Raw genomic sequence first — 20,567 nt, 5'->3', positions numbered from 1 at the left:
CAACGCGACCGGCTTGCCATGCCGAGTACGGTGCTGACGTGGCAACCGTCCTGCTGGTCGAAGACGACCACGTCGTGCGCGGCGCCATGCTGCGCTCGCTGACCGACCGGGGGCACGCGGTGCACGCCGTCGGCACCGCGCTGGACGCGCTGCGCCGGGTCGCCGCGGAGACACCGGATCTGGTGGTGCTCGACCTCGGCCTGCCCGACCTGGACGGCTCGGACGCGCTGCGCATGCTACGCGGCATCACCGACGTGCCGATCATCATCGCCACCGCCCGCGACGACGAGCAGTCGGTGGTACGGCTGCTGCGCGCCGGCGCGGACGACTACATGGTCAAGCCGTTCACCGGGGCGCACCTGGACGCCCGGATCACCACCGTGCTGCGCCGGGCCGGCCGGGCCAGCCGTACCGTGCAACCGGCCGTGCACACCGTCGGCGGCCTGCGGGTGGACGTGGGTGAGCGCAGCGCGGTGCTGGACGGGGAGTCCCTGGCCCTGACCCGCAAGGAATTCGACCTGCTGGCGTATCTCGCCGCGCGTCCCGGCCGGGTAGTGTCCCGGCGGGAACTCTTGGAGGAGGTATGGCGGCAGCCATCGGTCGGCGAGGACCAGACCATCGACGTTCACCTGTACTGGCTCCGCCGCAAAATGGGCGAGTCCGCGGCGAAGCCGCGCTACCTGCGCACCGTGCGGGGGGTCGGCTTCCGGCTGGTGGCACCGGACTGAGGCTCACGCTCGCCGGGCTCACCGCCGGCCTGTGCGGCCTGATCGCGCTCGCCTTCCTCGTCCCGCTCGGGCTCACCCTCGCCGACCGGGCCCGGGAGGCGGAACTGGCCGACGCCGCCCGCCGGGCCGCGCTGGTGACCGGCGCGCTGGCGGTCAGCACCGACACCGCGACGATCGAACGGGCGGTGGCCGCCGCGGCCGGCGACGATCCGGCCCTGCGGCCGGTCGTGCACGGCATCGGCGCCGACGAGTCAGCCGGGCGCGCCGACCCGCGGGTGCTGGCCGACGCCGCCGCGCAGCGGCGGTCGGTGGTGACCGAGGTGGACGGCGGGGTGCTGCGGCTGGACCCGGTGGTGCTCGGTGACCGGGTCGCCGTGGTGGAGGTCTTCGTCCCCGACGAGGTGCTCGACTCCGGCGGCGGCGGACGGTGGCTGCTGCTGCTCGCGATCGGCCTGGCGCTGGTCGGCGCTGCGGTCGCCGTGGTCGACCGGGTGGCGGCCCGGGCCGTGGACGCCACCGGCGACCTGGTCAAGGCGGCGCTCGCGGTGGGCGACGGCGAGCTGGGGGTACGGGTCGAGCCGACCGGTCCGCGTGAGCTGGCCGAGGCCGGGCACGCGTTCAACCGGATGACCGAACGGCTGGTGGCGCTGCGGGCCGACGAGCACGAACTGGTCGCCGACCTGTCGCACCGGCTGCGCACGCCGCTGACCGCGCTGCGGCTGGACGCCGAGGCGCTGGAGTCCGACGACACGAGCATCGGCACGTTCAGCGAGGCGGAGCTGGACCGGCGGCGCGGCATCCGGCGGATCCGGCAGGCGATCGTCACGCTGGAGGGCGAGATCGACCAGCTCATCAAGACGACCCGCAAGGCGGTGGCCCAGGAGACGGCGCCGGCGTCGTGCGACGTGAGCGAGGTGGTCCGGGACCGGATGGTCTTCTGGTCGGCGCTGGCGGGTGACCAGAACCGGCCGCACCGGGTGCTCGGGGCGCAGTTGCGGATCCCGGCGCCGGTGCCCCGCGCCGAGCTGGCCGCCGCACTGGACGCGGTGATCGGCAACGTGTTCCGGTACACGCCGCAGGGCACCGCGTTCGAGGTGGCGGTGAGCCGCCGGGACGGCTGGGTGGCGATCCGCATCGACGACGCCGGACCGGGCATCGCCGACCCGGACCGGGCGTTGCGCCGGGGTGAGAGCGACAGGGGGTCCACCGGGCTCGGGCTGGACATCGCCAAGCGGGTCGCGTTGCAGGCGAACGGTTCGGTGAGCATCGACCGGGCCCGGCTCGGCGGGGCGAGCGTGGTGATGCTGCTGGCCGACCCGGATGCGGCACCCCGGCCGGTGAACCGGTTCGGGCTGGTCGGGCGGATGGCCCGGGAGGTACGCGAGCCGCGGCCCGGGCGGCGCTGGCCGCGCCCGCGCTGACCCGTGGCTGTGTACGGGCGCAAGTTCTCCTTAAAGGTGGTTTAACGATGGCCGCGAAACCGGCGTGAACTGCCAGGATCGATGACAGAACCCATCAGTTCCGCCGGCCGGGACGCCCCGTAAGACCTTCCGGCCGACGGATCATGCGCGCGGCGGGAGTCCGGTCCCCCCACACCTCGCTCCCGTCGCGCGCGCTCTCCCGTCGAACCCGGGCGTGAGGTGACCGCCATGCCACCGGCCGTCAGTCGTCTGCTCCGCTGGGCCGCCGTCATCGGCCTGGGCATCGCGCTCACGCTCGCGGTGTGGCAGGACCCGGTGCTCGCGCACGGTCCCGCCCGGCCGGCGCCCGCCGGTCCCGGTCACGCCGCCACGCTCATCGCGCTGACGGCGGTGCTGCTGACCGCGCGGCGCCTCAGCGTGCCGCGCTCGCCAGGTACGCGTCGATCTCGGCGGTGATCCGGGCCTGTTCGGCCGGTGCCAGGAACGCCGCGGCGACCGCGTCGCGGGCCAGCGCGGCCACCCCGTCCGGGCCGAGTCGCAGCAGCCGGGCGGCCACCGCGTACTCGTCGTTGAGCGTGGTGCCGAACATCGGCGGGTCGTCGGAGTTGATGCTGACCGGCACACCGGCCTCGACCAGCCGGGGCAGCGGGTGCGCGTCCAGGCTCGGTACGGCCCGCGTGCGCACGTTCGAGGTCGGGGCGATCTCCAGCGGGATCCGCCGCTCGGCGAGGTAGGCCAGCAGCGCCGGATCCTGCGCGGCGGAGATGCCGTGGCCGATCCGCTCGGCGCCCAGCTCGCGCAGCGCGTCCCAGATCGTCTCCGGGCCGGTGGTCTCACCGGCGTGCGGCACCGAGCGCAGCCCGGCCGCCCGGGCCTGGTCGAAGTACGGCTTAAACTGCGGTCGGGGCACCCCGATCTCGGGGCCGCCGAGGCCGAAGCTGATCAGCCCGTCCGGTCGTTCGTCGAGCGCGATCCGCAACGTCTGTTCGGCGGCGGGCAGGCCGGCCTCGCCGGGGATGTCGAAGCACCAGCGCAGCGCGATGCCGAAGTCGGCCTCGGCGCGCTTGCGGGCGTCCTCGATCGCCTCGCCGAACGCCGGCGCCGGGATGCCGCGGCTGACGTGCGAGTACGGCGTGACGGTCAGCTCGGCGTACCGGACCTGCTGCCGCGCCAGCTCCCGGGCCACTTCGTGGGTGAGCAGCCAGACGTCGTCGGCGTCGCGGATCAGGTCCACCACGCTGAGGTAGACCTCGATGAAATGGGCGAAGTCGCGGAACGCGAAGTAGTCGGCGAGCGCCTCCGGGTCGGCCGGGACGGGACTGCGCCCCTCGTGCCGGGCGGCCAGCTCGGCGACGATCCGGGGCGAGGCCGAGCCGACGTGGTGCACGTGCAGCTCCACCTTGGGCAGTCCGGCGATGAAGGTGGGCAGGTCGGTCACGAGTTCTCCTCTGCGCGGGCGCCGGTACGGGCCACCGTGAAGGTCCGGCGGAACGGGAAGTACACCTGACCCTGCCGCGCCGGGTACGCCTGCGCGGGCCGTACCCCCAGCTCGGCGCGGAAGGCGGCCCAGCCGGCGGCGTCCAGCGCGGCGCGGACCGGGCGCAGCGCGGTGCCCTCCGTCCAGGCCAGCACCGGGTGGTCGGCGCCGGTGGCGGGCAGCAGATGCACGTACGTAGTCTCCCAGGCGTCCACCGCGCACCCAGCGCCGGTCAGCAGCGTGGCGTAGCCGACCGGCTCGTCGACGGGCGCCTCGCGCAGCTTGCCGGCGAGCGCGTCGCGCCACCGGTCCTGCGCGGCGACGGCGCGCAGCAGCTGCCGGGGCCGCAGCCCAGGTCGACCACGGCGCGCGGGTGCGCGGCGCCGACGCGGGCCAGCAGGTCGTGGAACGGTCGGGAGCGCTCGTCGCCGTAGCGCGGACAGGTGTGCGGATCCCACCTGACAACCTCGGAACCGTACGTGCGTCTTGTCGGACGGCACGGCCCGGCGCGCGCCCCGGCAACCCGCTCACTAGGCTCGACCGGGTGGAACAGCGCAGCTTCGACCGGCTCGGCCGGCACGTCGGCATCATCGGACTCGGCGCCTGGCAACTCGGCGCGGACTGGGGCGAGGTCAGCGAGGACGACGCGCTCGCCGTGCTCGCCGCCGCCGTCGACGCGGGCGTCACCTTCCTGGACACCGCCGACGTGTACGGCGACGGCCGCAGCGAGGCGCTGATCGGCCGGTTCCTGCGCTCCCGCCCCGGGCACGGGCTCACCGTGGCCACCAAGATGGGCCGCCGGGTGGAGCAGACGCCGGAGGCGTACACCCTCGACAACTTCCGGGCCTGGACCGACCGGTCCCGGGCCAACCTCGGCGTCGACACGCTCGACCTGGTGCAGCTGCACTGCCCGCCCACCGCCGTCTTCGCCGACGACCGGGTCTTCGACGCGCTCGACACGCTCGTCGACGAGGGACGCGTGGCCGGGTACGGCGTCAGCGTGGAGACCTGCGACCAGGCGCTCACCGCCATCGCCCGGCCCGGGGTGGCGAGCGTCCAGATCATCCTCAACGCGGTCCGGCACAAGCCGCTGGAGCAGGTGCTGCCCGCCGCCGCTGCCGCCGGGGTCGGGATCATCGCCCGGGTGCCGCTGGCGAGCGGCCTGCTCTCCGGGCGGTACGACGAGAACACCACGTTCCCGGCGAACGACCACCGCACGTTCAACCGGCACGGCGAGTCGTTCGACGTGGGTGAGACGTTCTCCGGCGTCGACTACGACAGCGGCCTGGCCGCCGTGCGCCGGCTCGCGCCGCTGGTCGGCGACGACCGCACGATGGCGCAGTTCGCGCTGCGGTGGATCCTCGACCAGCCCGGCGTGACAGTGGTGATCCCCGGCGCCCGCTCCGCCGAGCAGGCACGGCGCAACGCCGAGGCGGCCGGGCAGCCGGCACTGACCGAGGTGGAGCTGGCCGCGGTGCGGGCCACCTACGACGAGCTGATCCGCCCGCAGGTACACGACCGGTGGTGAGCCGGCCGGGCGGCGCGGCGCCGGCGGGCGCTCGCCGCGGCGGGCATGCTGGAGCGGAACTGTCGTCGGAGGGGGAACGATGAGGGGCTGGTTCCGGCTCACCCTGGGGCTGCTCGCCGTGGTGCTCGGTGCGCTGTGGACGGTGCTGGGCCTCGGTTTCGTCGAGGGCAGCGTGCTGAGCGACCAGCGGATCTGGGCGATGGCCGGCCCGGTGCTCGTCCTGTTCGGACTGGCCGCGCTCTGGTGGGGCATGCGGGCGCGGCGGCGCTGAGGCGCCGGTCATGGTGAAGCCCCGCCTCCCGGACGGGATGCGGGGCTTCCGGCACCGGCCGGCGCGGCCGGTGCGGTCAGCTCAGATGGGGCGGACCTGCTCGGCCTGCGGACCCTTCTGACCCTGGGCGATCTCGAACTCCACCCGCTGGTTCTCCTCCAGCGTGCGGTAGCCGCTGGTCTGGATGGCCGAGAAGTGGACGAACACGTCAGCACCCCCGCCGTCGACGGTGATGAAGCCGAAGCCCTTGTCAGCGTTGAACCACTTCACGGTTCCCTGCGCCATGTGTATCTCCTTCTAAAACTGGCGGCCGAGCACGCCGTGCGGCCGATTGGCCGTTTTCGAGCAGCGGCGCCTGAGGCGGCCCCCAATGCAGGAGACTTCTCTCAACCCACGCGTCTCTCAACAGCGTGAGACAGCAAACCACGTACGCCAAAACTTCGCACAGCCTTGCGGACGAAATTCTCCGACATGTGACCTGAAGGTCGCGCGGGCGGCGGTGCGCGGTCCCGCCGGAGCCATGCCGAAGGCCCCTCCCCCACGCTCGGGAAAGGGGCCTTTCCGGCTTTTCGTCAGTCCGGCCAGTGACCGGTCAACCGTCGTACGCCGACCGCTCCACCCCGGTCGACGGCGGCCCGCACCGCCGAGAAGATGGCCCCCTGCAGGGCCGCGGCGGCGAGCACCTCGCCCCAGCCACGGTCCTCGTCGGTGGCGCTCGGCGCCTCGCCGTCGCCCGCCGTCACCTTCCAGACCTGGCGGAAGATCGCCCCGGCGACGGCACCTGCGGCCAGGCCGAGCAGCACCCCCACCGGCCGGTACGCCGCCTTGCCGATCTTCCCACTCACCTGTGCCTCCCTCGGACGATCACCAGCACCACCGCGGTCACCAGCGCGCCGGCCGCGATGGCCGCCCACGGCAACGGGTTGCGCCCGACCGCCTCGCTCTTCTCGTACGCCTGCGCCCGGACCAGCCGGGCCCGCTCGGCCGCCCGCCCGCGCATCCGGGCCGCGGTCAGCGACGCCTGCTCACGCATCCGCGCCTTCGCCTGCTCGGCGGAGTGCCGCACCAGCGCCTTCGGATCGGCCCTGGCCGCGAGCAGCTCCATCGTCTCACCGAGTTCCACCCGGGTCCGGCGGATCTCCTCCCGGAGCGCCGCCACGTCCCCGGTCCCGTTACCGGTCATGCCCGCCTCCCGTCCTTCACCGCGGCGGTGACCGTGTCGACGTCCGCCCGAACGCTGCGGACCGCCGCCTCCGGCACCGGCGGGACGGCACGGCTGACCTGCTTCTTACCCACCAGCGCCAGGATCCCGGCGAGCAGGAACAGCGCCACCGCCACGATGAGGGCGGCCAGCCACGCCGGCATGACAAGCGCCAGCAGCAGAATCACGGTGGCGACCAGGGCTCCGGCGCCGTAGAGCGCCATCACCCCGCCGCCGCCGAACAGCCCGATCCCGATCCCGGCGTGCTTGCCCTTCTGGGTCAGCTCCGCACGGGCCAGGGCCAGCTCGTCCCGCACCAGGCGGGTGACCTGCTCGGTGGCGCGCTGTACCAGTTCGGCGGTGGACGGCTCGCTCCCGGTCCGCGACGTGCTGCGACTCGCGACGTCAGCCATGCTGTCCTCCTTTCGTCATCACCGCGCTGTATGCCCGGAGTCGCCGCCCGTCAATCCTGCGCGGCGCGGCCGGTCCGCCCGGCCGCGCGCCGCCGCGACCCGGTGCCGGGCACCGGATCCGGGGCGTGCGCACCACGTCCCCCGCCACCGCCCGGCCAAACCAGTCCGGCCGGAAAGCCGCCCGTACGCGCCGAACCCCCGCCCGCCGTGGGCGGCCGGGGTTCCGGTCGGGGGTACGGGATCAGCGACGCGCCTCGACGTGCTCCTCCCGGCCCACGAACACCTCGCTGCGGGCCTCGCCGTCGTCGCTGCCGCCGAAGACCCGTGCGTCGTCGGGCGCCTCGGTGTCGGCCGCGCGGCGTACCGGGCGGCGCGGCTGCACCGCATGCCAGGGCAGCGGGCCGGTGGCGTCGCCGACCTCGGCGCGCAGCCGGGGCAGGGCGGTCGGGCGCTGGTCGCGCACCCAGGTCACCAGGTGCTCGCGGACCAGGCAGCGCAGATCCCACAGACTGCCCGCGTCGGCGGCGCTGACCAGCGCGCGGACCTTGACCAGGCCGCCGGTCGCGTCAGTCACCTGGAGCACGCAGACCCGCCCGTCCCACAGCTCGGTGCCCTCGCACAGGCGGCGCAGCTCCTCCCGCATCGCCTGCACCGGTATGGCCCAGTCCAGGTCGAACTCGGCGGTGCCGAGCACGGCCGCCTCGGTACGGGTCCAGTTCTGGAACGGCCGGCTGGTGAAGTACGAGGTGGGCAGGATCAGCCGGCGGTCGTCCCAGACCTGCACCACCACGTAGCTGAGCGTCAGCTCCTCGATCCGGCCCCACTCCCCCTCGACCACGACCACGTCGTCCAGGCGTACCGCGTCGCTGAACGCGAGCTGGAGACCGGCGAAGACGTTGCCGAGCAGGCTCTGCGCGGCCAGCGCGGCGACCGCGGCGATCACACCGGCGGAGGTGAGCACACCGGCGCCGATGCCGCGTACGGCCGGGAACGTCATCAGCATCACACCGACCGTGAGGATCACGATCACCGCGATGGTGAGCCGGCGCAGCAGCACGACCTGGGTACGCACACGGCGGGCGTGCCTGTTGTTCGGCACGTCGACCCGGAACCGGGCCAGCGCGGTGTCCTCCGCGACCACCAGCAGCGCGGCCACCAGCCACGCCGTGGCGGCGATCGTCGCCAGCACCAGCGTGTGGAGGACGAACTGCCGCCACGGGCTGCCGACCGCGTACCCGGTGGTGAACCGGACCGCGAACTGCACCGCGGCCACGGTGAGCGCGACCTGGAACGCGCGGTGCGCGTGCTCGGTCAGCTCGGTCATCAGCAGCGACCGGCGGCCGAGGCGGCGGGTGACCCGGTGCACCACCTGGGCCAGCACCAACGCCACCGCCGCCGCGGCGAGCGCGGCGGCGATGGTCACGACGTAACTCTGCACGAACTCTCTCTCCTCCCGCCCGGGCGGCAATCGGGCAAAGGCCCAATCGTGCCCGGCTGCCCGGGTATCGACCAGGATCAGACCTTGCGGTAACGGGACTGGAAGAAGCAGTAGACGCCGAACGCGGCGATGCCGAGCGCCATGACCGCCAGCAGCCACGGCCCGTACGGCTGGTCGCGCAGCGTCCGCAGGGCGGCGTCCAGGCCACGCGCCTTCTCCGGGTCGTAGTTCACCGCGGCGACCACGATCAGCAGGCCGGTGATGGCGAACACGGAACCCCGGGCGGCGTACCCGGCCGTGCCGAGGCGGCGGGTGAGCTGCCGGGTCTTCGGGCTCATCTCGCCGGTCTTGAGGTTGCGCTCGAACTTCTTCTTCAGGCCGTAGATCACCATGCCGACGCCGACCGCGGCGAGCACCAGTCCGGCCAGTGCGACGAGCCAGCGGCCGCCGTCGGAGGCCATCAGCCTCTCGGAGAGCTGCTCCTGCCGGTTCGAGGCGTTGGCGCTGGCGTCCTGGACCACCCTGATCGCGGTCCAGCCCAGCCAGACGAAGACGACGACCCGAACCACCGAGGCGATCCGCTCGAAGATCCGTTCCTTGCCGGTCTTGGACACGTGGCCGATCGCTGCCTCGAAGGCCTGCCAGATCGCCATGGCGAACAGGCCGACCGCCACCGCGATCAGGACGAACTTCCCGAGCGGCTGTTCGCCGAGGGTGCGCAGCGCGCCGTTCTGGTTCCCCTCCTCGCCCGAGTTACCGAAGGCGATCTGCAGCGCCAGCCAGGCGAAGAGGAGGTGCACCACCCCGTATCCGATGAATCCGGCACGGGTCAACAGTTCGAGCCACCGGCTGTTACGAGCCTGGGCGGCGGTGGCTCCGGCATTCCGGGTGAGAGACATGAGCCCTCAGTCTCCCGGCGGGCGGATTTCCAAACGTCTCCACCCGCCGGGCGGGACGGCCGAAACGGATCAGCCGTTGAGGTCGCGGGCGACCCGGACCACGACCTGCTGCTCGGTGACGCTGTCCAGGCTGACCTGGAAGCCGGCGACCTCGGTGGCCTGCTGGCCGACGGTGAGCGAGAGCTGTTCCCCGGCGACCTCGACGGTGACCTGGTCGCCGTCGGCGCCGATCAGCTTCGCCTCGATGCCGAGGATCCGGGCGCTGGCCTCCACGCCGCGGTCGAAGGTGACCGTGCAGGCGTCGAGGCCGCAGTCGGTCTCGGCACCTTCGGAGCTGCATCCGGCGAGCAGTGCGGCGCCGAGGGCGAGGCCGGCGAGCAGACCGGCGGCGCGGCGGGCGGGGACGGAGGTGGCGCGTCGGATCGTCACCCGCCCAAGGATAGGCGGCGTGCGCCACCGCGCCCGCGCGGGCGGGCGGGCGCGGTGGCGCACGCCGGGCGGGGTGTCCGGGGTGCGCGCTAGGGTGCCGGAATGGCTTTCGACGTCGCCCGGGTCCGGGCCGCCTACCCTGCCCTGGGCGAGGGTTTCGCCCACTTCGACGGCGCCGGGGGCACCCAGACCGCCGAAGCTGTCGTCGAGGCGGTGGCCGGGGCGATGCGCGCCGCGACGGGCAACCGCAGCACCGCCTTCCGGCCCGGCCGCCGGGCGCTGGATCTGGTCGCCGGGGCGCGGGCCGCCGTGGCCGACCTGCTCGGCGCGCAGCCGTCCGGCGTGGTGCTCGGGCCGAGCGCCACCGCGCTGACCTACACGCTGGCCCGGACGCTCGGCGCCGGCTGGCGTCCGGGCGACGAGGTGGTGGTCTCCCGGCTGGACCACGACGCGAACGTCCGCCCGTGGGTGCAGGCCGCGCAGGCGGCCGGCGCCACCGTGCGCTGGGCCGGGTTCGACCCGGCGACCGGTGAGCTGCCCCCCGGCCAGTACGCCGACCTGGTCACCGAGCGCACCCGGCTGGTGGCGGTGACCGCCGGCAGCAACGCGATCGGCACCGTGCCGGACGTGGCGGCGATCGCCAAGACCGCGCACGCCGCCGGCGCGCTGGTCTGCGTGGACGGCGTGCACTCGGTGCCGCACGGCCCGACCGACCTGGCCTCGCTCGGCGCGGACTTCCTGGTGACGAGCGCGTACAAGTGGTCCGGTCCGCACCTGGCGGCGATGGTCGCCGACCCGGCGCGCTGGGCGGCCCTGCGCCCGGCGAAGCTGGTCCCCTCCGCCGACGGTGTGCCGGACCGGTTCGAGTACGGCACGCCGAGCTTCCCGCTGCTGGCCGGCGTGACCGCCGCGGTGGACCATCTGGCCGCTCTGGACCCGGCGGCGACCGGCGACCGGCGCGAGCGGGTACGCGCCGGGCTGGCCGCCGCGCAGGCGCACGAGGAGGCGGTCTTCGACCGGTTGCTCGCCGGGCTCGCCGACAGGTCGTTCGTGACCGTGTACGGCGCACCGGCCCGGCGCTGCCCGACGGTGTCGTTCCGGGTGGCCGGCCTGACCCCGGCGCGGACGGCGGAGGCGCTGGGCGAGGCGGGCCTGTGCCTGTCGCACGGCGACTACTACGCCTACGAGTACTTCGAGGGCATGGGCCTGCGGGGGAGCGGCGGCGCCGTGCGGGCCAGTGTCTACCACTACAACACGGTCGACGAGGTGGACCGGCTGCTGGCCGAACTGGACCGGCTGGCCGGGCCCGGAGGGAGAATGATCCGGTGAGCTTTCTGGTCGAGGAGAACACCGCCGAGCGCCGCTTCGAGATCCTGGTGGACGACGCGCTGGCCGGGTTCGCCGCGTACGCGCCCCGGGGCGAGACGCTCGTCTTCACGCACACCGAGGTCGACGACCGGTTCCAGGGTCAGGGCGTCGGCGCGGCGCTGGTCCGGGGCGCGCTGGACCAGGTCCGCGCCCAGGGCGGCCGGGTGGTGCCGCAGTGCACGTTCGTGGCCTCGTTCATCGAGCGCCACCCGGAGTACGCCGACCTGGTGGCCGGCGAGCCGTGAGGCCCGGCCCGGCCGAGGGGCCTTCCCGCCCGGCCGGGCCGGGAGTCAGCGTGCCCCGGTCAGCATCTCGGCGGCGGCCCGCGCCGCGGCGGCGGTGGCGCCGTGGGTGGCCAGGTGCACCGCGCCGGTGACCAGTTCGGGCACGCCCATCTCGACCACCACCGCGTCGGGGCGGGCGGCGAGCGCCCGTCGCACCGCGTCCCGCATCCAGTCGTGGCGGTGCAGGTCGCGCACCACGAGCACCAGCGGCCGGCCGGCGGGCGCCGCGCCCGGGTCGGCCGGTACGGCGTCGGCGGCGTAGCGGGCGGTGGTGGTGCCGGGCGCCAGGTGGGCCAGGGGCGCGGCGATGCCCCACGGTGTCTCCTCGCCGATGGCGATGTTGCGCGGGGGCGCGAACTCCACCACGTGGGCCGGCCCGGTCAGCGGCAGCAGCCCGGCGTCGCCGGTGACCCGGACCGCGCGGCGGGCGGCGGCGAGCCCGATCGGTGAGCCGTTCGCGGGCGGCGTGCCGGTGGCCCGGCGGGCGCGGGCGGCGACGCTCCACGCGGCGAGCTGACCGACGCGCTTCGCCGCCTCGGCGAGCCGTTCCTCAGGCAGTTCCCCGCTGATCACCGCCGCGACGATCGCGTCGCGCAGCTCGCGGGCGTCGGCCTCGGTGGCCCGTTCCCCGCCGACGCAGATCGCGTCGGCGCCGGCCACGAGCGCGCGCACCGCGGCGCCGGTGAAGCCGTACCGGTCGGCCACCGCGCGCATCTCCACCGCGTCGGTGACCACCACGCCGCCGAAGCCCATCTCCTCGCGCAGCAGGCCGCCGAGCACGCGTGGGCTGAGCGTGGCGGGCAGTTCCGGGTCCAGGGCCGGCACCAGCAGGTGACCGGTCATCACCGCCTGCGCCCCGGCGGCCACGGCGGCACGGAACGGGGCCAGCTCGACCGCGTCGAGGCGGGCCCGGTCGCCGCCGATGCGGGGCAGGTCGTGGTGCGAGTCGACCCGGGTGTCGCCGTGCCCGGGGAAGTGCTTGGCGCAGGCGGCGACGCCGCCGGACTGCAGGCCGCGTACCCAGGCGGCGGTGTGCCGGGCGACCAGGTCCGGGTCGGCGCCGAAGGAGCGCACCCCGATGACCGGGTTGGCCGGGTTGGAGTTGACGTCGGCGTCCGGGGCGTAGTCCAGCGTCACGCCGACGGCCGCGAGTTCGGCGCCGAGGTCGCGGGCGACCTCCTCGGTCAGCGCCGGGTCGTCCACCGCGCCGAGGGCGTAGTTGCCGGGGCGGGAGCTGCCGCGGGCGGACTCGATCCGGGTGACGTCGCCGGCTTCCTCGTCGATCGCCACGATGACGTCGGGCCGCTCGGCGCGCAGGTTCGCGGTGAGCGTGGCGACCTGCTCGTGGTCGACGACGTTGCGGGCGAACAGGACGACCGAGCCGAGGCCCTCGCCGAGCCAGCGGCACACCCAGGGCGGCGGTGTGGTGCCGACGAACCCCGGTTGCAGGACGGCGGCGGCGAGCGCCGCCAGGTCTCCGGTCGATCCCACGGTCCGCTCGCTCATCTGCTGTCGTACCCCCGTCTCCCCCACGGACCCGCCGGGGCCGGCGGGTGCTGACATGGTCACACCGCGCAGCTAAATAGTCAACAATCCTTACTGTTAGCCGGTGGCGTCCGGCGGCAGGCCGTGGGAGAGTTCCCACATGTCCGCTCTGCCGCTCGCCGACGCCACCAGCGCCGCCGACATCCCCGGCGTGCGCCTGCTCGGCCTGGTGGTCGGCGGCCTGTTCCTGCTGATCGCGATCCGGGCCATGTTCCGGCGCTGATCCCGCGCCCCCGGGTTGGAGCCCGCCGCCGGGGGTAGGGCTTGCCGTCTCCGGACGCGACAGAGCCGTCCGGTCACCGGCGCACCCCGCCGGTCACGGCGGAGAGGGCACACACCAATGAAGATCGGCTACTTCCTGTCCAGCGAGGAGTACACCCCGGCCGAACTGCTGGCCCAGGCGCGCGGCGCCGAGCAGGCCGGCTTCGAGGCACTGTGGATCTCCGACCACTACCACCCGTGGGTCGACGCGCAGGGTCAGAGCCCGTTCGTCTGGTCCACCATCGGCGCGCTCAGCCAGGTCTGCCGGCTGCCGGTGACCACTGCTGTCACCTGCCCGACCATGCGCATCCACCCGGCCGTCATCGCGCAGGCCGCGGCCACCAGCGCGGTCCTGCACGAGGGCCGGTTCGTGCTCGGCGTGGGCACCGGCGAGGCGCTCAACGAGCACATCTTCGGCGACGCCTGGCCGCAGACCGACGTGCGACTGGAGATGCTTGAGGAAGCGGTGGAGGTGATCCGCGAGCTGTGGCGCGGCGGGTTCGTCAACCACCACGGCAAGCACTACACAGTCGAGCACGCCCGGATCTACACCCGGCCGGACACGCCCCCGCCGATCTACGTCTCCGGGTTCGGCCCGAAGTCGATCGAGCTGGCCGGCCGGATCGGCGACGGCTACGTCAGCACCATGCCGGACGCCGGCATGGTGCGCCGGTTCCGCGAGTCCGGCGGCGGCGACAAGCCGTGCCAGGGCGGCTTCAAGGCCGCGTACGCCGACACCGCCGACGAGGGCGCGCGGATCGCGTACGAGCGCTGGCCCAACGCGGGCGTCCCGGGCGAGCTGTCCCAGGTGCTCCCCTCCCCCCGGCACTTCGAGCAGGCCGCCGAGCTGGTCCGGCCGGAGCAGGTACGGGAGGCGTTCGTCTGCGGCCGGAACCCCGACGCCCACCTGGCGATGATCGACGAGTACGCCAAGGCCGGCTTCGACGAGGTCTACGTGGCGAACACCGGCCCGCACTGGCAGGGCCTGTTCGACCTGTACCGGCTCGAGGTCCTGCCCCGGCTCCGGTGACGGGGCGGACGGTTTCGCGCGGGATCACCGGGGGTAGCTGAGGCGCTTGATGAAACTGACCACGCACTCCTCCAGCCTGCGCCGGGCGGCGCGGAACCTGTTCGGCTGGACCGCGCTGCGGCCCAACCAGCTCGCCGCCATGCGCGCCGTGATGAAGCGCCGCGACGCCCTCGTGGTGCTGCCCACCGGCGCCGGCAAGTCGGCGATCTACCAGATCCCGGCCAGCCTGATCCCCGGCCCGACGGTGGTGATCTCGCCGCTGCTGGCGTTGCAGCAGGACCAGATCGCCGCGCTCAACGAACGGCAGCGCCCGGAGCTGCGCGCGGTGCGGGTCAGCTCGGACGAGAGCGCCGCCCAGCAGGCCGAGGCGATCGAGGACATCCGCGCCGGGCGCGCGGAGTTCCTGTTCATCACGCCGGAGGCGCTGAGCAACCCGGACCGCCTCGCCGAGGTCCGTGAGCTGAAGCCGGCGCTGGTGGCGATCGACGAGGCGCACTGCATCTCGGCGTGGGGCCACGACTTCCGGCCGGACTACCTGGCGCTCGGTCACCTGATCGACGGCCTGGGCCGGCCGCCGGTGGTGGCGCTCACCGCGACCGCCTCCCCGCCGGTACGCGACGACATCATCGCCCGGCTGCGGCTGCGCGAGCCGGAGGTGGTGGTCTCCGGGCTGGACCGGCCGAACCTCTTCCTGGAGGTGGCCCACTGCCCGACCGACGACTACCGGTGGCGGCGGCTGCTCGCGCTGCTGCGCGACGACGAGCGGCCCGGCATCATCTACGTGCCGACCCGCCGGGCGGCCGAGGAACTGGCCGAGCGGCTCACCGGCGCCGGTTTCCCGGCCGAGTTCTACCACGGCGGCATGCCCACCGCCGCCCGGCACGAGCTGCACGAGGCGTTCCTGGCCGACCGGGTGCCGATCATGGTGGCCACCTCGGCGTTCGGCATGGGCATCGACAAGCCGAACATCGCCTGGGTGGTGCACATGGCGCTGCCCGACTCGCCGGACAGCTACTTCCAGGAGATCGGCCGGGCCGGGCGCGACGGCTCGCCGTCCCGGGTGCTGCTGCTGTGGCGTTCCGAGGACGTCGGCCTGCAGCGCTACTTCAGCGGCGGGCTGCCCGACGCCAAGGAACTGACCGAGCTCGCCGCGGTACTGCGCGGCAAGGCCCGCAACCGCAAGGAGCTGCGCGAGCTGACCGGTCTCGGTCCGCGCAAGCTGGGGCAGTACCTGTCCCTGCTGGAGCAGGTCGGCGCCGCCGAACCACGGGCCAAGCAGCGCATCGGCGCGCCCCGGTACGCCCCGGCGGCCGCCGAGTCCGGCCGCGCCGCGCTGGCCGAGGCGGAACGGCAGCAGACGGTGACGAGGTCGCGTACCGACATGATGCGCGCGTTCGCCGAGACCACCGGGTGCCGGGGACAGGCCCTGCTGGCGTACTTCGGTGAGCAGATGAACGAGGTCTGCGGGCACTGCGACAACTGCCACGCGGGCACCAGTGTGGCGGCTGACGGCGCGGTCGGGCCGTTCCCGGTGCACAGCCAGGTGCGCCACCCGGAGTGGGGCGCCGGCCTGGTGCTCAGCTACGAGGAGGACCGGATGACCGTGCTCTTCGACGAGGTGGGCTACAAGACGCTGTCCGTGCGCGTGGTGTCCGAACAGGGCCTGCTGGAGCTGGACTAGCCTGACCCGGGCGCCGCGGGGGCGCCCGTCGACAACGACGACCACGGCGAAAGGGGCCTGATCGTGATCGAGCAGCCGGCGTACACCCGGTTCGGCGTCTCCGACGAGGAGTGGGGACTGCTTGTGGGGCTGCCGCAGTCGGTCCTCACCGCGGCGGCCGCCGCCGAGTCCGACGGCACCCGCCGCACCATGGCCGAGAACGCCGCCGGGCTGGAGACCATCGCCGCCGGCCGTGAGTCGGCCAGCCCGCTGGTCGCCGCGGTGGCCGGTGAGGTCGTCGACCGGGTGGGCGACCCGGAGACCGGCGCGGAACTGCCGGTCATCACGCCGCCGGACCCGAAGGCGGTGATCGAGGACGTGCTGGCCCGGGCCGGGCAGGCGTCCGCGTTGCTCGCCGCGCGGGTGGACGAGGGGCAGGCCGGGGCGTACCGGCACTGGCTGGTGGACATCGCCGAGCAGGTGGTGGGCGCGGCCTCCACGGGCGGCATCCTGGGTCTGGGCGGCGACGCGGTGACCGATTCCGAGCGCCGTTTCCGGGACCGGCTGTCCCAGGTGCTGAACGACTGAACGGACTCCTAACAGAACCTGCGCGGCTCCGTCAATGACGGACGTCACGGCCCCACGGGTGGCTCTTTTCGGCCCCGTGGGGCGTCCTGTTCGTGCAGGGGTGTGACGAGCACGGGAGTCGTTGATGGACGGGAAGCTGCACCGGCAGGTCCTCGACACGCAGGCGCTGCCGCCGCAGGAGCGCTTCGGCATGTGGCTGGACCTGATGGCGAGCATCCCGACGCCGCTGCGGGTACGCACCGCGCACGCCGACGACTTCGTCGCCCGGGCGGAGTTCGTCGGCCTGGGCCGGATGCAGCTCATCCGTTACCGCTACCCGTCGGTGGACTGCGCGCGCCCCTCGAAACTGATCCAGCGCTCCGACCCCGACTACTACCTGCTCGCGCTGACGCTCAGCGGCACCAGCCAGGCCGACCAGGAGGGGCAGCGCGCCCGGTGCCGACCCGGCGACCTGACCTTCTACGACTGTTCCCGCCCGTACGAGGTCAGCCACCACGCCGACCCCGCCGGGCCCGGGTACGCGCACTCGATCGTGGCCCTGATGCCGTACGACGCGCTGCCGCTGCCGCCCCGCCGGCTCGCTCCCCTGTTCGCCGGCCGGATGTCCGGCAACGACGGCGTCGGCGGGCTGGTCGCCGACTTCCTCATCCGGATCACCTCTAACCCCGAGCAGTACCACGCGGCCGACGCGGAGCGCCTCGGCGCCGTCGGTCTCGACCTGGTCGCCACGCTGCTCGGCCGCAACCTCGTCTCCGAGGACGCGGTGCCCACCGAGGTCCGGCGGCGCGCCCTGCTGTCCCAGGTACGCGCGTACGTGCGCCGGCGCCTCGGCGACGCCACGCTCGACCCGGGCGCGGTCGCCGACGCGCACCACATCTCGGTGCGCTCGCTGCACCGGCTCTTCGAGGACGAGGAGACCACTGTGGCCGCGTACATCCGGGACGAGCGACTGGCCCGGTGCCGCCGTGACCTGGCCGACCCGGTGCTGAGCGACCGCTCGATCCAGGTCATCGCGGCCCGCTGGGGTTTCCGGGACAAGGCGCACTTCAGCCGCGTCTTCCGGGCCACGCAGGGTGAGACACCGCAGGCGTACCGGGCCCGTCACCTGGAATCGGCACGGATCGTCAACAGCTCGGCATCCGCCGTCAACCTGTCCCGTACACACTGAAACCCGGGCCGGAACCGCTCGCGGTGGGCCCACGGATATCGGGGGGCCGGGCGTGCCGTCCGCGGCGGTCCCGGCCGCGGACGGCCCCGCCCGGTAGACAGCCAGCCCCCGGAACCGCATCGGCGACCGAGATTTCCGGCTCCGTCGCGTTTCCCCCAGAACCGACGGGGCCGGTCGGCGGTCAGCCGGCCTCCTCCAGCAGCGCCAGCACCGACTTCTCCACCGCCTCGCGCGGCATCTCCGGCTGCACCGGCGCCAGCACCCCGTCGTGGTAGAGGTCGACCACACGCGGATCCACGTACGAGGTCCGGGCCACCGTCGGGGTGTTGCCCAGCAGTTCGGCGACCGAACGCATCACCGCCGCCACGGCACGCCTGCGGGCGGTGGCGGAGCGCTGCGGGCCGACGGTGGCCAGTTCGGCGGCGGCCAGCACCGTCGCGTGCCAGGTACGGAAGTCCTTCGCGGTCATCTCACCGCCGCTGGCGTCGCGCAGGTAGTCGTTCACCTCGTCGCTGCGCACGTCGCGCCAGGCGCGGCCGTCCCAGTAGCCGAACAGCCGTTCCTGGGCCCGCCGGCGACGGCGCAGGTTGAGCAGCACCCGGCACAGCTCGGCGTCCTCGATCCGGCGGACCTGGTCGATGCCACCCTTGGCCGGGAACTCGAACACCACGCACCCGCCCCGGGAGCGGGCGTGCTCGGGGCGCAGCGTGGCCACCCCGAACGTGGGGTCCTCGCCGGTGGCGTACTGGTCGCTGCCGACCCGGAACGCGCCCATGTCGAGCAGCCGGGCGACGGTGGCCAGCACCCGCTCCCGGCGCAGGCCGCGCAGCGCCAGGTCGTGCGTGACCCGGTCGCGCAGCGCCGGCAGCCGGTGCGCCACCTCCAGCACGTGGTCGAACTTGGCCTCGTCGCGCTTGCGCCGCCAGTCCGGGTGGTAGAGGTACTGCTTGCGGCCCGCCGCGTCGACGCCGGTGGCCTGGATGTGGCCGTTCGGGTACGGCGAGATCCACACGTCCCGCCAGGCGGGCGGGATCACCAGCTCACGCAGCCGGGCCAGCTCGCCGGCGTCGCGCACCGGCTCGCCGGCCGGGTCGAGGAACAGCCAGCCCTTGCCCCGCCGGCGGCGCGCGTACCCCGGCCGGCCGGGATCGCTACGCCGCAACCGCACCGGAGACCCGTTCCACGTCGGCCACCGCAGCCACCACCTCGTCGATCCCGATGGCGTCCAATGTCGGGTGGGTTCCTACCCCGCCCGACCCGGTCAAATCCGGGTTGACGGTCGTGTGGCCGATCGCACCCAACGCCCGGTGCCGGGGCCGGTCCGGCGGCGGGCCCCAGTGCGCCGCGGGCACCGGCCCGAACAGCACCACCGACGCGGTGCCGTAGCCGGTGGCAAGGTGGGCCACGCCGGTGTCCCCGCTGACCACCAGTCGCGCGCCCGCGACGAACGCGGCCAGCTCGGCCAGCCCGGTCCGGCCGGCCAGCACCGCCTCCGGCGGCAGCCCGGCGTCGCGGGCGACGCACTCGGCCAACTCCCGCTCGTCCGGCGAGCCGGTGACCACCACCCGGTGCCCGCGCGCGGCCAGTTCCCGGGCCAGCCCGGCGAACCGGTCCGCCGGCCAGCGCTTCGCCGGGATCTTGCCGCCCGGGTGCAGCAGCGTCACCCCCGCCGGTACGCCGGTCAGCGCCGGGCGCCGCAGCGCCAGGTCCCCCGGGTCGGCCGGCAGCCCGTACGCGTGCAGCAGCCGGCACCAGCGGCGGACCTCGTGCTCGTCGTCGTCCCAGGCCGGGCCGTCCGGGTGTCCGGCACCCGGGTTGCGGTGGGCGAGCAGCCGGCCGGGGCGTACGGCGGCCAGCGCCCGGTGCGACTGCGGCCCGCGGCCGTGCAGGTTGACCGCCAGCTCGGGGGGCGGACCGGTCCAGGCGATCCGACCCGGTCCGGTGGTGGGCAGTACCCGGTCGACCGCCCCGGTCAGCTCCGCCAGCGGCGCCAGCCAGCCCGGCGCGGCGAGCACCAGCTCCCGGCCCAGGAACCCGGCGCGCAGGCCACGCAGCGCCGGCACGGCGGTGGCCAGGTCGCCGACCCCGAGCGCCCGCAGCACCAGGATCACGGGTACGAGGACTCCTGCGCGGCGCAGACCACCATCTCGCGTACCGCGCAGCCGGCCGGCTGGGACAGCGCGAACATGACGGCGGCAGCGGTGTCGGCCGGCTCGTTGAGCACCGCGTCCGGGCCGGGCTTGTACTGCGCGTCCCGCTCGTCGAAGAACGCGGTCCGCATCCCGCCCGGAATCAGCAGCGTCACCCCGACCGCGCCGGCCAGTTCGGCGGCGAGCGCCCGGGTGAAGCCGACCACCCCGAACTTCGCCGCGCAGTACGCGGTCGCGTCGCTGACCGCCTTCACCCCGAGCGTGGAGGCGACCGTGACGATGCTGCCCCGGGACGCCTCCAGCCAGGGCAGCGCGGCCCTGATCACCGCGGCGGTGGCGAGCAGGTCCACGGTGACGATCCGCTCCCAGGTCTCCGCCGGGATGTCGGCCAGCTTCCCGGGGACGTCCATCCCGGCGGCGGTGACCACGGCGTCCAGCCCACCGGAACGTTCCGCGAGGTCGCGGGTGGCGGCCTCGGCGGCGCGGGTGTCGGCCAGGTCGCACTCGGCCCAGGGCACCCCGTCGGCGGGGCGCTGCCGGTCCAGCACAAGCGGACGTCCGCCGGCGCGGGCCACCGCGGCGACCACAGCCGCGCCGAGTCCGCTGGAGCCGCCGGTGACCAGGACGGTCGGCCCGGCTCCGGGCGCGCCGGCGCTCACGCCGCCACCGTCGGACCGGCGGGCGCGGCCGCGCCGGGTCGGATGAGTC

The 20,567-nt window shown here is 74.4% G+C and carries 24 protein-coding genes and 1 pseudogene; 12 read left to right on the top strand and 13 right to left on the bottom strand.

The genetic code is table 11. The features are described 5' to 3' along the window. Positions 1-38 precede the first annotated feature (38 nt). From C569_RS0106580 to C569_RS0106570, 3 genes are all read left to right on the top strand, one after another. Positions 39-728 carry a response regulator transcription factor gene (locus C569_RS0106580; RefSeq protein ID WP_018784999.1) on the top strand — a complete coding sequence of 230 codons (690 nt, stop codon included), beginning with the start codon at positions 39-41 and terminating at the stop codon, positions 726-728. 29 nt (positions 729-757) lie between these two features. Then, entirely contained in the window at positions 758-2,149 is a 1,392-nt protein-coding gene (locus C569_RS0106575) for a HAMP domain-containing sensor histidine kinase (protein WP_026267783.1), read from the top strand. Between the two features lie 228 nt (positions 2,150-2,377). Beyond that, on the top strand, positions 2,378-2,605 hold the full coding sequence (locus C569_RS0106570; protein ID WP_155945509.1) for a hypothetical protein: 228 nt from the start codon (positions 2,378-2,380) through the stop codon (positions 2,603-2,605). On the opposite strand, the gene C569_RS0106565 is transcribed toward C569_RS0106570, so the two are convergent. Together C569_RS0106565 and C569_RS29880 are read right to left on the bottom strand one after the other, a co-directional pair. Then, the gene (locus C569_RS0106565) at positions 2,562-3,587 is read right to left on the bottom strand and encodes an adenosine deaminase (RefSeq protein ID WP_018784996.1); all 1,026 of its coding nucleotides are present in this window, start codon (positions 3,585-3,587) and stop codon (positions 2,562-2,564) included. The two genes, C569_RS0106570 and C569_RS0106565, sit on opposite strands and share 44 nt — an antisense overlap. Beyond that, positions 3,584-4,026, bottom strand: a pseudogene (locus tag C569_RS29880) (hypothetical protein). The gene C569_RS0106565 and the pseudogene C569_RS29880 overlap by 4 nt, the downstream one beginning before the upstream one ends. Before the next feature lie 144 nt (positions 4,027-4,170). On the opposite strand from C569_RS29880, the gene C569_RS0106555 reads away from it, so the two are divergent. Together C569_RS0106555 and C569_RS0106550 are read left to right on the top strand one after the other, a co-directional pair. Beyond that, on the top strand, positions 4,171-5,154 hold the full coding sequence (locus tag C569_RS0106555; RefSeq protein ID WP_018784995.1) for an aldo/keto reductase: 984 nt from the start codon (positions 4,171-4,173) through the stop codon (positions 5,152-5,154). Positions 5,155-5,233: 79 nt separating this feature from the next. Continuing rightward, positions 5,234-5,425 carry a hypothetical protein gene (locus C569_RS0106550; protein WP_018784994.1) on the top strand — a complete coding sequence of 64 codons (192 nt, stop codon included), beginning with the start codon at positions 5,234-5,236 and terminating at the stop codon, positions 5,423-5,425. A gap of 81 nt (positions 5,426-5,506) precedes the next feature. Here the strand turns inward: C569_RS0106550 and C569_RS0106545 are convergent, their stop codons facing one another. The 7 genes from C569_RS0106545 to C569_RS0106515 form a co-directional block, all read right to left on the bottom strand. Continuing rightward, a complete protein-coding gene (locus C569_RS0106545; RefSeq protein ID WP_007075740.1) occupies positions 5,507-5,710 on the bottom strand; it encodes a cold-shock protein in 204 nt (67 codons plus the stop codon). 287 nt (positions 5,711-5,997) lie between these two features. Continuing rightward, positions 5,998-6,270 (bottom strand): DUF4235 domain-containing protein, encoded by a 273-nt coding sequence (locus tag C569_RS0106540; RefSeq protein WP_018784993.1) that lies wholly within the window; start codon positions 6,268-6,270, stop codon positions 5,998-6,000. Then, entirely contained in the window at positions 6,267-6,608 is a 342-nt protein-coding gene (locus C569_RS0106535) for a DUF3618 domain-containing protein (protein ID WP_018784992.1), read from the bottom strand. Before C569_RS0106535 ends, C569_RS0106540 begins: the two co-directional genes overlap by 4 nt. Then, the gene (locus tag C569_RS0106530; protein WP_013474843.1) at positions 6,605-7,039 is read right to left on the bottom strand and encodes a phage holin family protein; all 435 of its coding nucleotides are present in this window, start codon (positions 7,037-7,039) and stop codon (positions 6,605-6,607) included. The genes C569_RS0106535 and C569_RS0106530 overlap by 4 nt, the downstream gene beginning before the upstream one ends. Before the next feature lie 241 nt (positions 7,040-7,280). Then, complete coding sequence (locus tag C569_RS0106525) at positions 7,281-8,477, bottom strand: mechanosensitive ion channel family protein (protein WP_026267782.1); 1,197 nt, start codon at positions 8,475-8,477, stop codon at positions 7,281-7,283. A gap of 77 nt (positions 8,478-8,554) precedes the next feature. After that, entirely contained in the window at positions 8,555-9,376 is an 822-nt protein-coding gene (locus C569_RS0106520; protein WP_026267781.1) for a DUF1206 domain-containing protein, read from the bottom strand. A gap of 69 nt (positions 9,377-9,445) precedes the next feature. Next, a complete protein-coding gene (locus C569_RS0106515; RefSeq protein WP_018784989.1) occupies positions 9,446-9,805 on the bottom strand; it encodes a hypothetical protein in 360 nt (119 codons plus the stop codon). A gap of 102 nt (positions 9,806-9,907) precedes the next feature. Between C569_RS0106515 and C569_RS0106510 the strand changes: the two genes are divergently transcribed. Together C569_RS0106510 and C569_RS0106505 are read left to right on the top strand one after the other, a co-directional pair. Continuing rightward, positions 9,908-11,134 carry a cysteine desulfurase-like protein gene (locus C569_RS0106510; protein WP_018784988.1) on the top strand — a complete coding sequence of 409 codons (1,227 nt, stop codon included), beginning with the start codon at positions 9,908-9,910 and terminating at the stop codon, positions 11,132-11,134. Next, positions 11,131-11,418: a GNAT family N-acetyltransferase gene (locus C569_RS0106505; RefSeq protein ID WP_018784987.1), complete on the top strand. Its 288-nt coding sequence runs from the start codon at positions 11,131-11,133 to the stop codon at positions 11,416-11,418. Before C569_RS0106510 ends, C569_RS0106505 begins: the two co-directional genes overlap by 4 nt. Positions 11,419-11,463: 45 nt before the next feature. Here C569_RS0106505 and C569_RS0106500 read toward each other — a convergent pair whose 3' ends face one another. Further along, positions 11,464-12,963, bottom strand: coding sequence for a glycoside hydrolase family 3 protein (locus tag C569_RS0106500; protein WP_018784986.1), 1,500 nt, complete (start codon positions 12,961-12,963; stop codon positions 11,464-11,466). Positions 12,964-13,102: 139 nt separating this feature from the next. On the opposite strand from C569_RS0106500, the gene C569_RS34725 reads away from it, so the two are divergent. The 5 genes from C569_RS34725 to C569_RS0106475 all read left to right on the top strand — a co-directional run bounded on the left by C569_RS34725 (position 13,103) and on the right by C569_RS0106475 (position 17,709). Next, positions 13,103-13,225: a hypothetical protein gene (locus C569_RS34725; protein WP_013285408.1), complete on the top strand. Its 123-nt coding sequence runs from the start codon at positions 13,103-13,105 to the stop codon at positions 13,223-13,225. Between the two features lie 117 nt (positions 13,226-13,342). After that, complete coding sequence (locus C569_RS0106490) at positions 13,343-14,293, top strand: TIGR03557 family F420-dependent LLM class oxidoreductase (RefSeq protein WP_018784985.1); 951 nt, start codon at positions 13,343-13,345, stop codon at positions 14,291-14,293. A gap of 49 nt (positions 14,294-14,342) precedes the next feature. Next, positions 14,343-15,974, top strand: coding sequence for an ATP-dependent DNA helicase RecQ (locus C569_RS0106485; protein WP_018784984.1), 1,632 nt, complete (start codon positions 14,343-14,345; stop codon positions 15,972-15,974). Between the two features lie 63 nt (positions 15,975-16,037). Then, on the top strand, positions 16,038-16,541 hold the full coding sequence (locus tag C569_RS0106480) for a hypothetical protein (protein WP_018784983.1): 504 nt from the start codon (positions 16,038-16,040) through the stop codon (positions 16,539-16,541). A 124-nt stretch (positions 16,542-16,665) separates the two neighbouring features. Beyond that, positions 16,666-17,709 (top strand): helix-turn-helix domain-containing protein, encoded by a 1,044-nt coding sequence (locus C569_RS0106475; RefSeq protein WP_018784982.1) that lies wholly within the window; start codon positions 16,666-16,668, stop codon positions 17,707-17,709. Between the two features lie 181 nt (positions 17,710-17,890). Here the strand turns inward: C569_RS0106475 and C569_RS0106470 are convergent, their stop codons facing one another. Genes C569_RS0106470 through C569_RS0106460 form a run of 3 tightly spaced genes read right to left on the bottom strand, consistent with a single transcriptional unit; the run spans position 17,891 to position 20,518 of the window. Next, the gene (locus tag C569_RS0106470; RefSeq protein WP_018784981.1) at positions 17,891-18,877 is read right to left on the bottom strand and encodes a DNA topoisomerase IB; all 987 of its coding nucleotides are present in this window, start codon (positions 18,875-18,877) and stop codon (positions 17,891-17,893) included. Continuing rightward, positions 18,861-19,820 (bottom strand): glycosyltransferase family 9 protein, encoded by a 960-nt coding sequence (locus C569_RS0106465; protein WP_018784980.1) that lies wholly within the window; start codon positions 19,818-19,820, stop codon positions 18,861-18,863. Before C569_RS0106465 ends, C569_RS0106470 begins: the two co-directional genes overlap by 17 nt. After that, positions 19,817-20,518 carry an SDR family oxidoreductase gene (locus C569_RS0106460; RefSeq protein ID WP_018784979.1) on the bottom strand — a complete coding sequence of 234 codons (702 nt, stop codon included), beginning with the start codon at positions 20,516-20,518 and terminating at the stop codon, positions 19,817-19,819. Before C569_RS0106460 ends, C569_RS0106465 begins: the two co-directional genes overlap by 4 nt. Positions 20,519-20,567: the final 49 nt, after the last annotated feature.

The organism is Micromonospora sp. CNB394, assembly GCF_000374985.1.
Classification (GTDB): Bacteria; Actinomycetota; Actinomycetes; order Mycobacteriales; family Micromonosporaceae; genus Micromonospora; species Micromonospora marina.
The sequence above is the reverse complement of the archived record's forward strand: the minus strand, read 5'-3'. Positions and strand labels throughout refer to the sequence as shown.

Bases quoted from the DNA above. Each gene is read 5' to 3' on its own strand.
- C569_RS0106475 (WP_018784982.1), top strand. From the start codon at position 16,666: ATGGACGGGAAGCTGCACCGGCAGGTCCTCGACACGCAGGCGCTGCCG.
- C569_RS0106570 (WP_155945509.1), top strand. From the start codon at position 2,378: ATGCCACCGGCCGTCAGTCGTCTGCTCCGCTGGGCCGCCGTCATCGGC.
- C569_RS0106500 (WP_018784986.1), bottom strand. From the start codon at position 12,963: ATGAGCGAGCGGACCGTGGGATCGACCGGAGACCTGGCGGCGCTCGCC.
- C569_RS0106545 (WP_007075740.1), bottom strand. From the start codon at position 5,710: ATGGCGCAGGGAACCGTGAAGTGGTTCAACGCTGACAAGGGCTTCGGC.
- C569_RS34725 (WP_013285408.1), top strand. From the start codon at position 13,103: ATGTCCGCTCTGCCGCTCGCCGACGCCACCAGCGCCGCCGACATCCCC.
- C569_RS0106520 (WP_026267781.1), bottom strand. From the start codon at position 9,376: ATGTCTCTCACCCGGAATGCCGGAGCCACCGCCGCCCAGGCTCGTAAC.
- C569_RS0106535 (WP_018784992.1), bottom strand. From the start codon at position 6,608: ATGACCGGTAACGGGACCGGGGACGTGGCGGCGCTCCGGGAGGAGATC.
- C569_RS0106485 (WP_018784984.1), top strand. From the start codon at position 14,343: ATGAAACTGACCACGCACTCCTCCAGCCTGCGCCGGGCGGCGCGGAAC.
- C569_RS0106510 (WP_018784988.1), top strand. From the start codon at position 9,908: ATGGCTTTCGACGTCGCCCGGGTCCGGGCCGCCTACCCTGCCCTGGGC.
- C569_RS0106490 (WP_018784985.1), top strand. From the start codon at position 13,343: ATGAAGATCGGCTACTTCCTGTCCAGCGAGGAGTACACCCCGGCCGAA.
- C569_RS0106530 (WP_013474843.1), bottom strand. From the start codon at position 7,039: ATGGCTGACGTCGCGAGTCGCAGCACGTCGCGGACCGGGAGCGAGCCG.
- C569_RS0106550 (WP_018784994.1), top strand. From the start codon at position 5,234: ATGAGGGGCTGGTTCCGGCTCACCCTGGGGCTGCTCGCCGTGGTGCTC.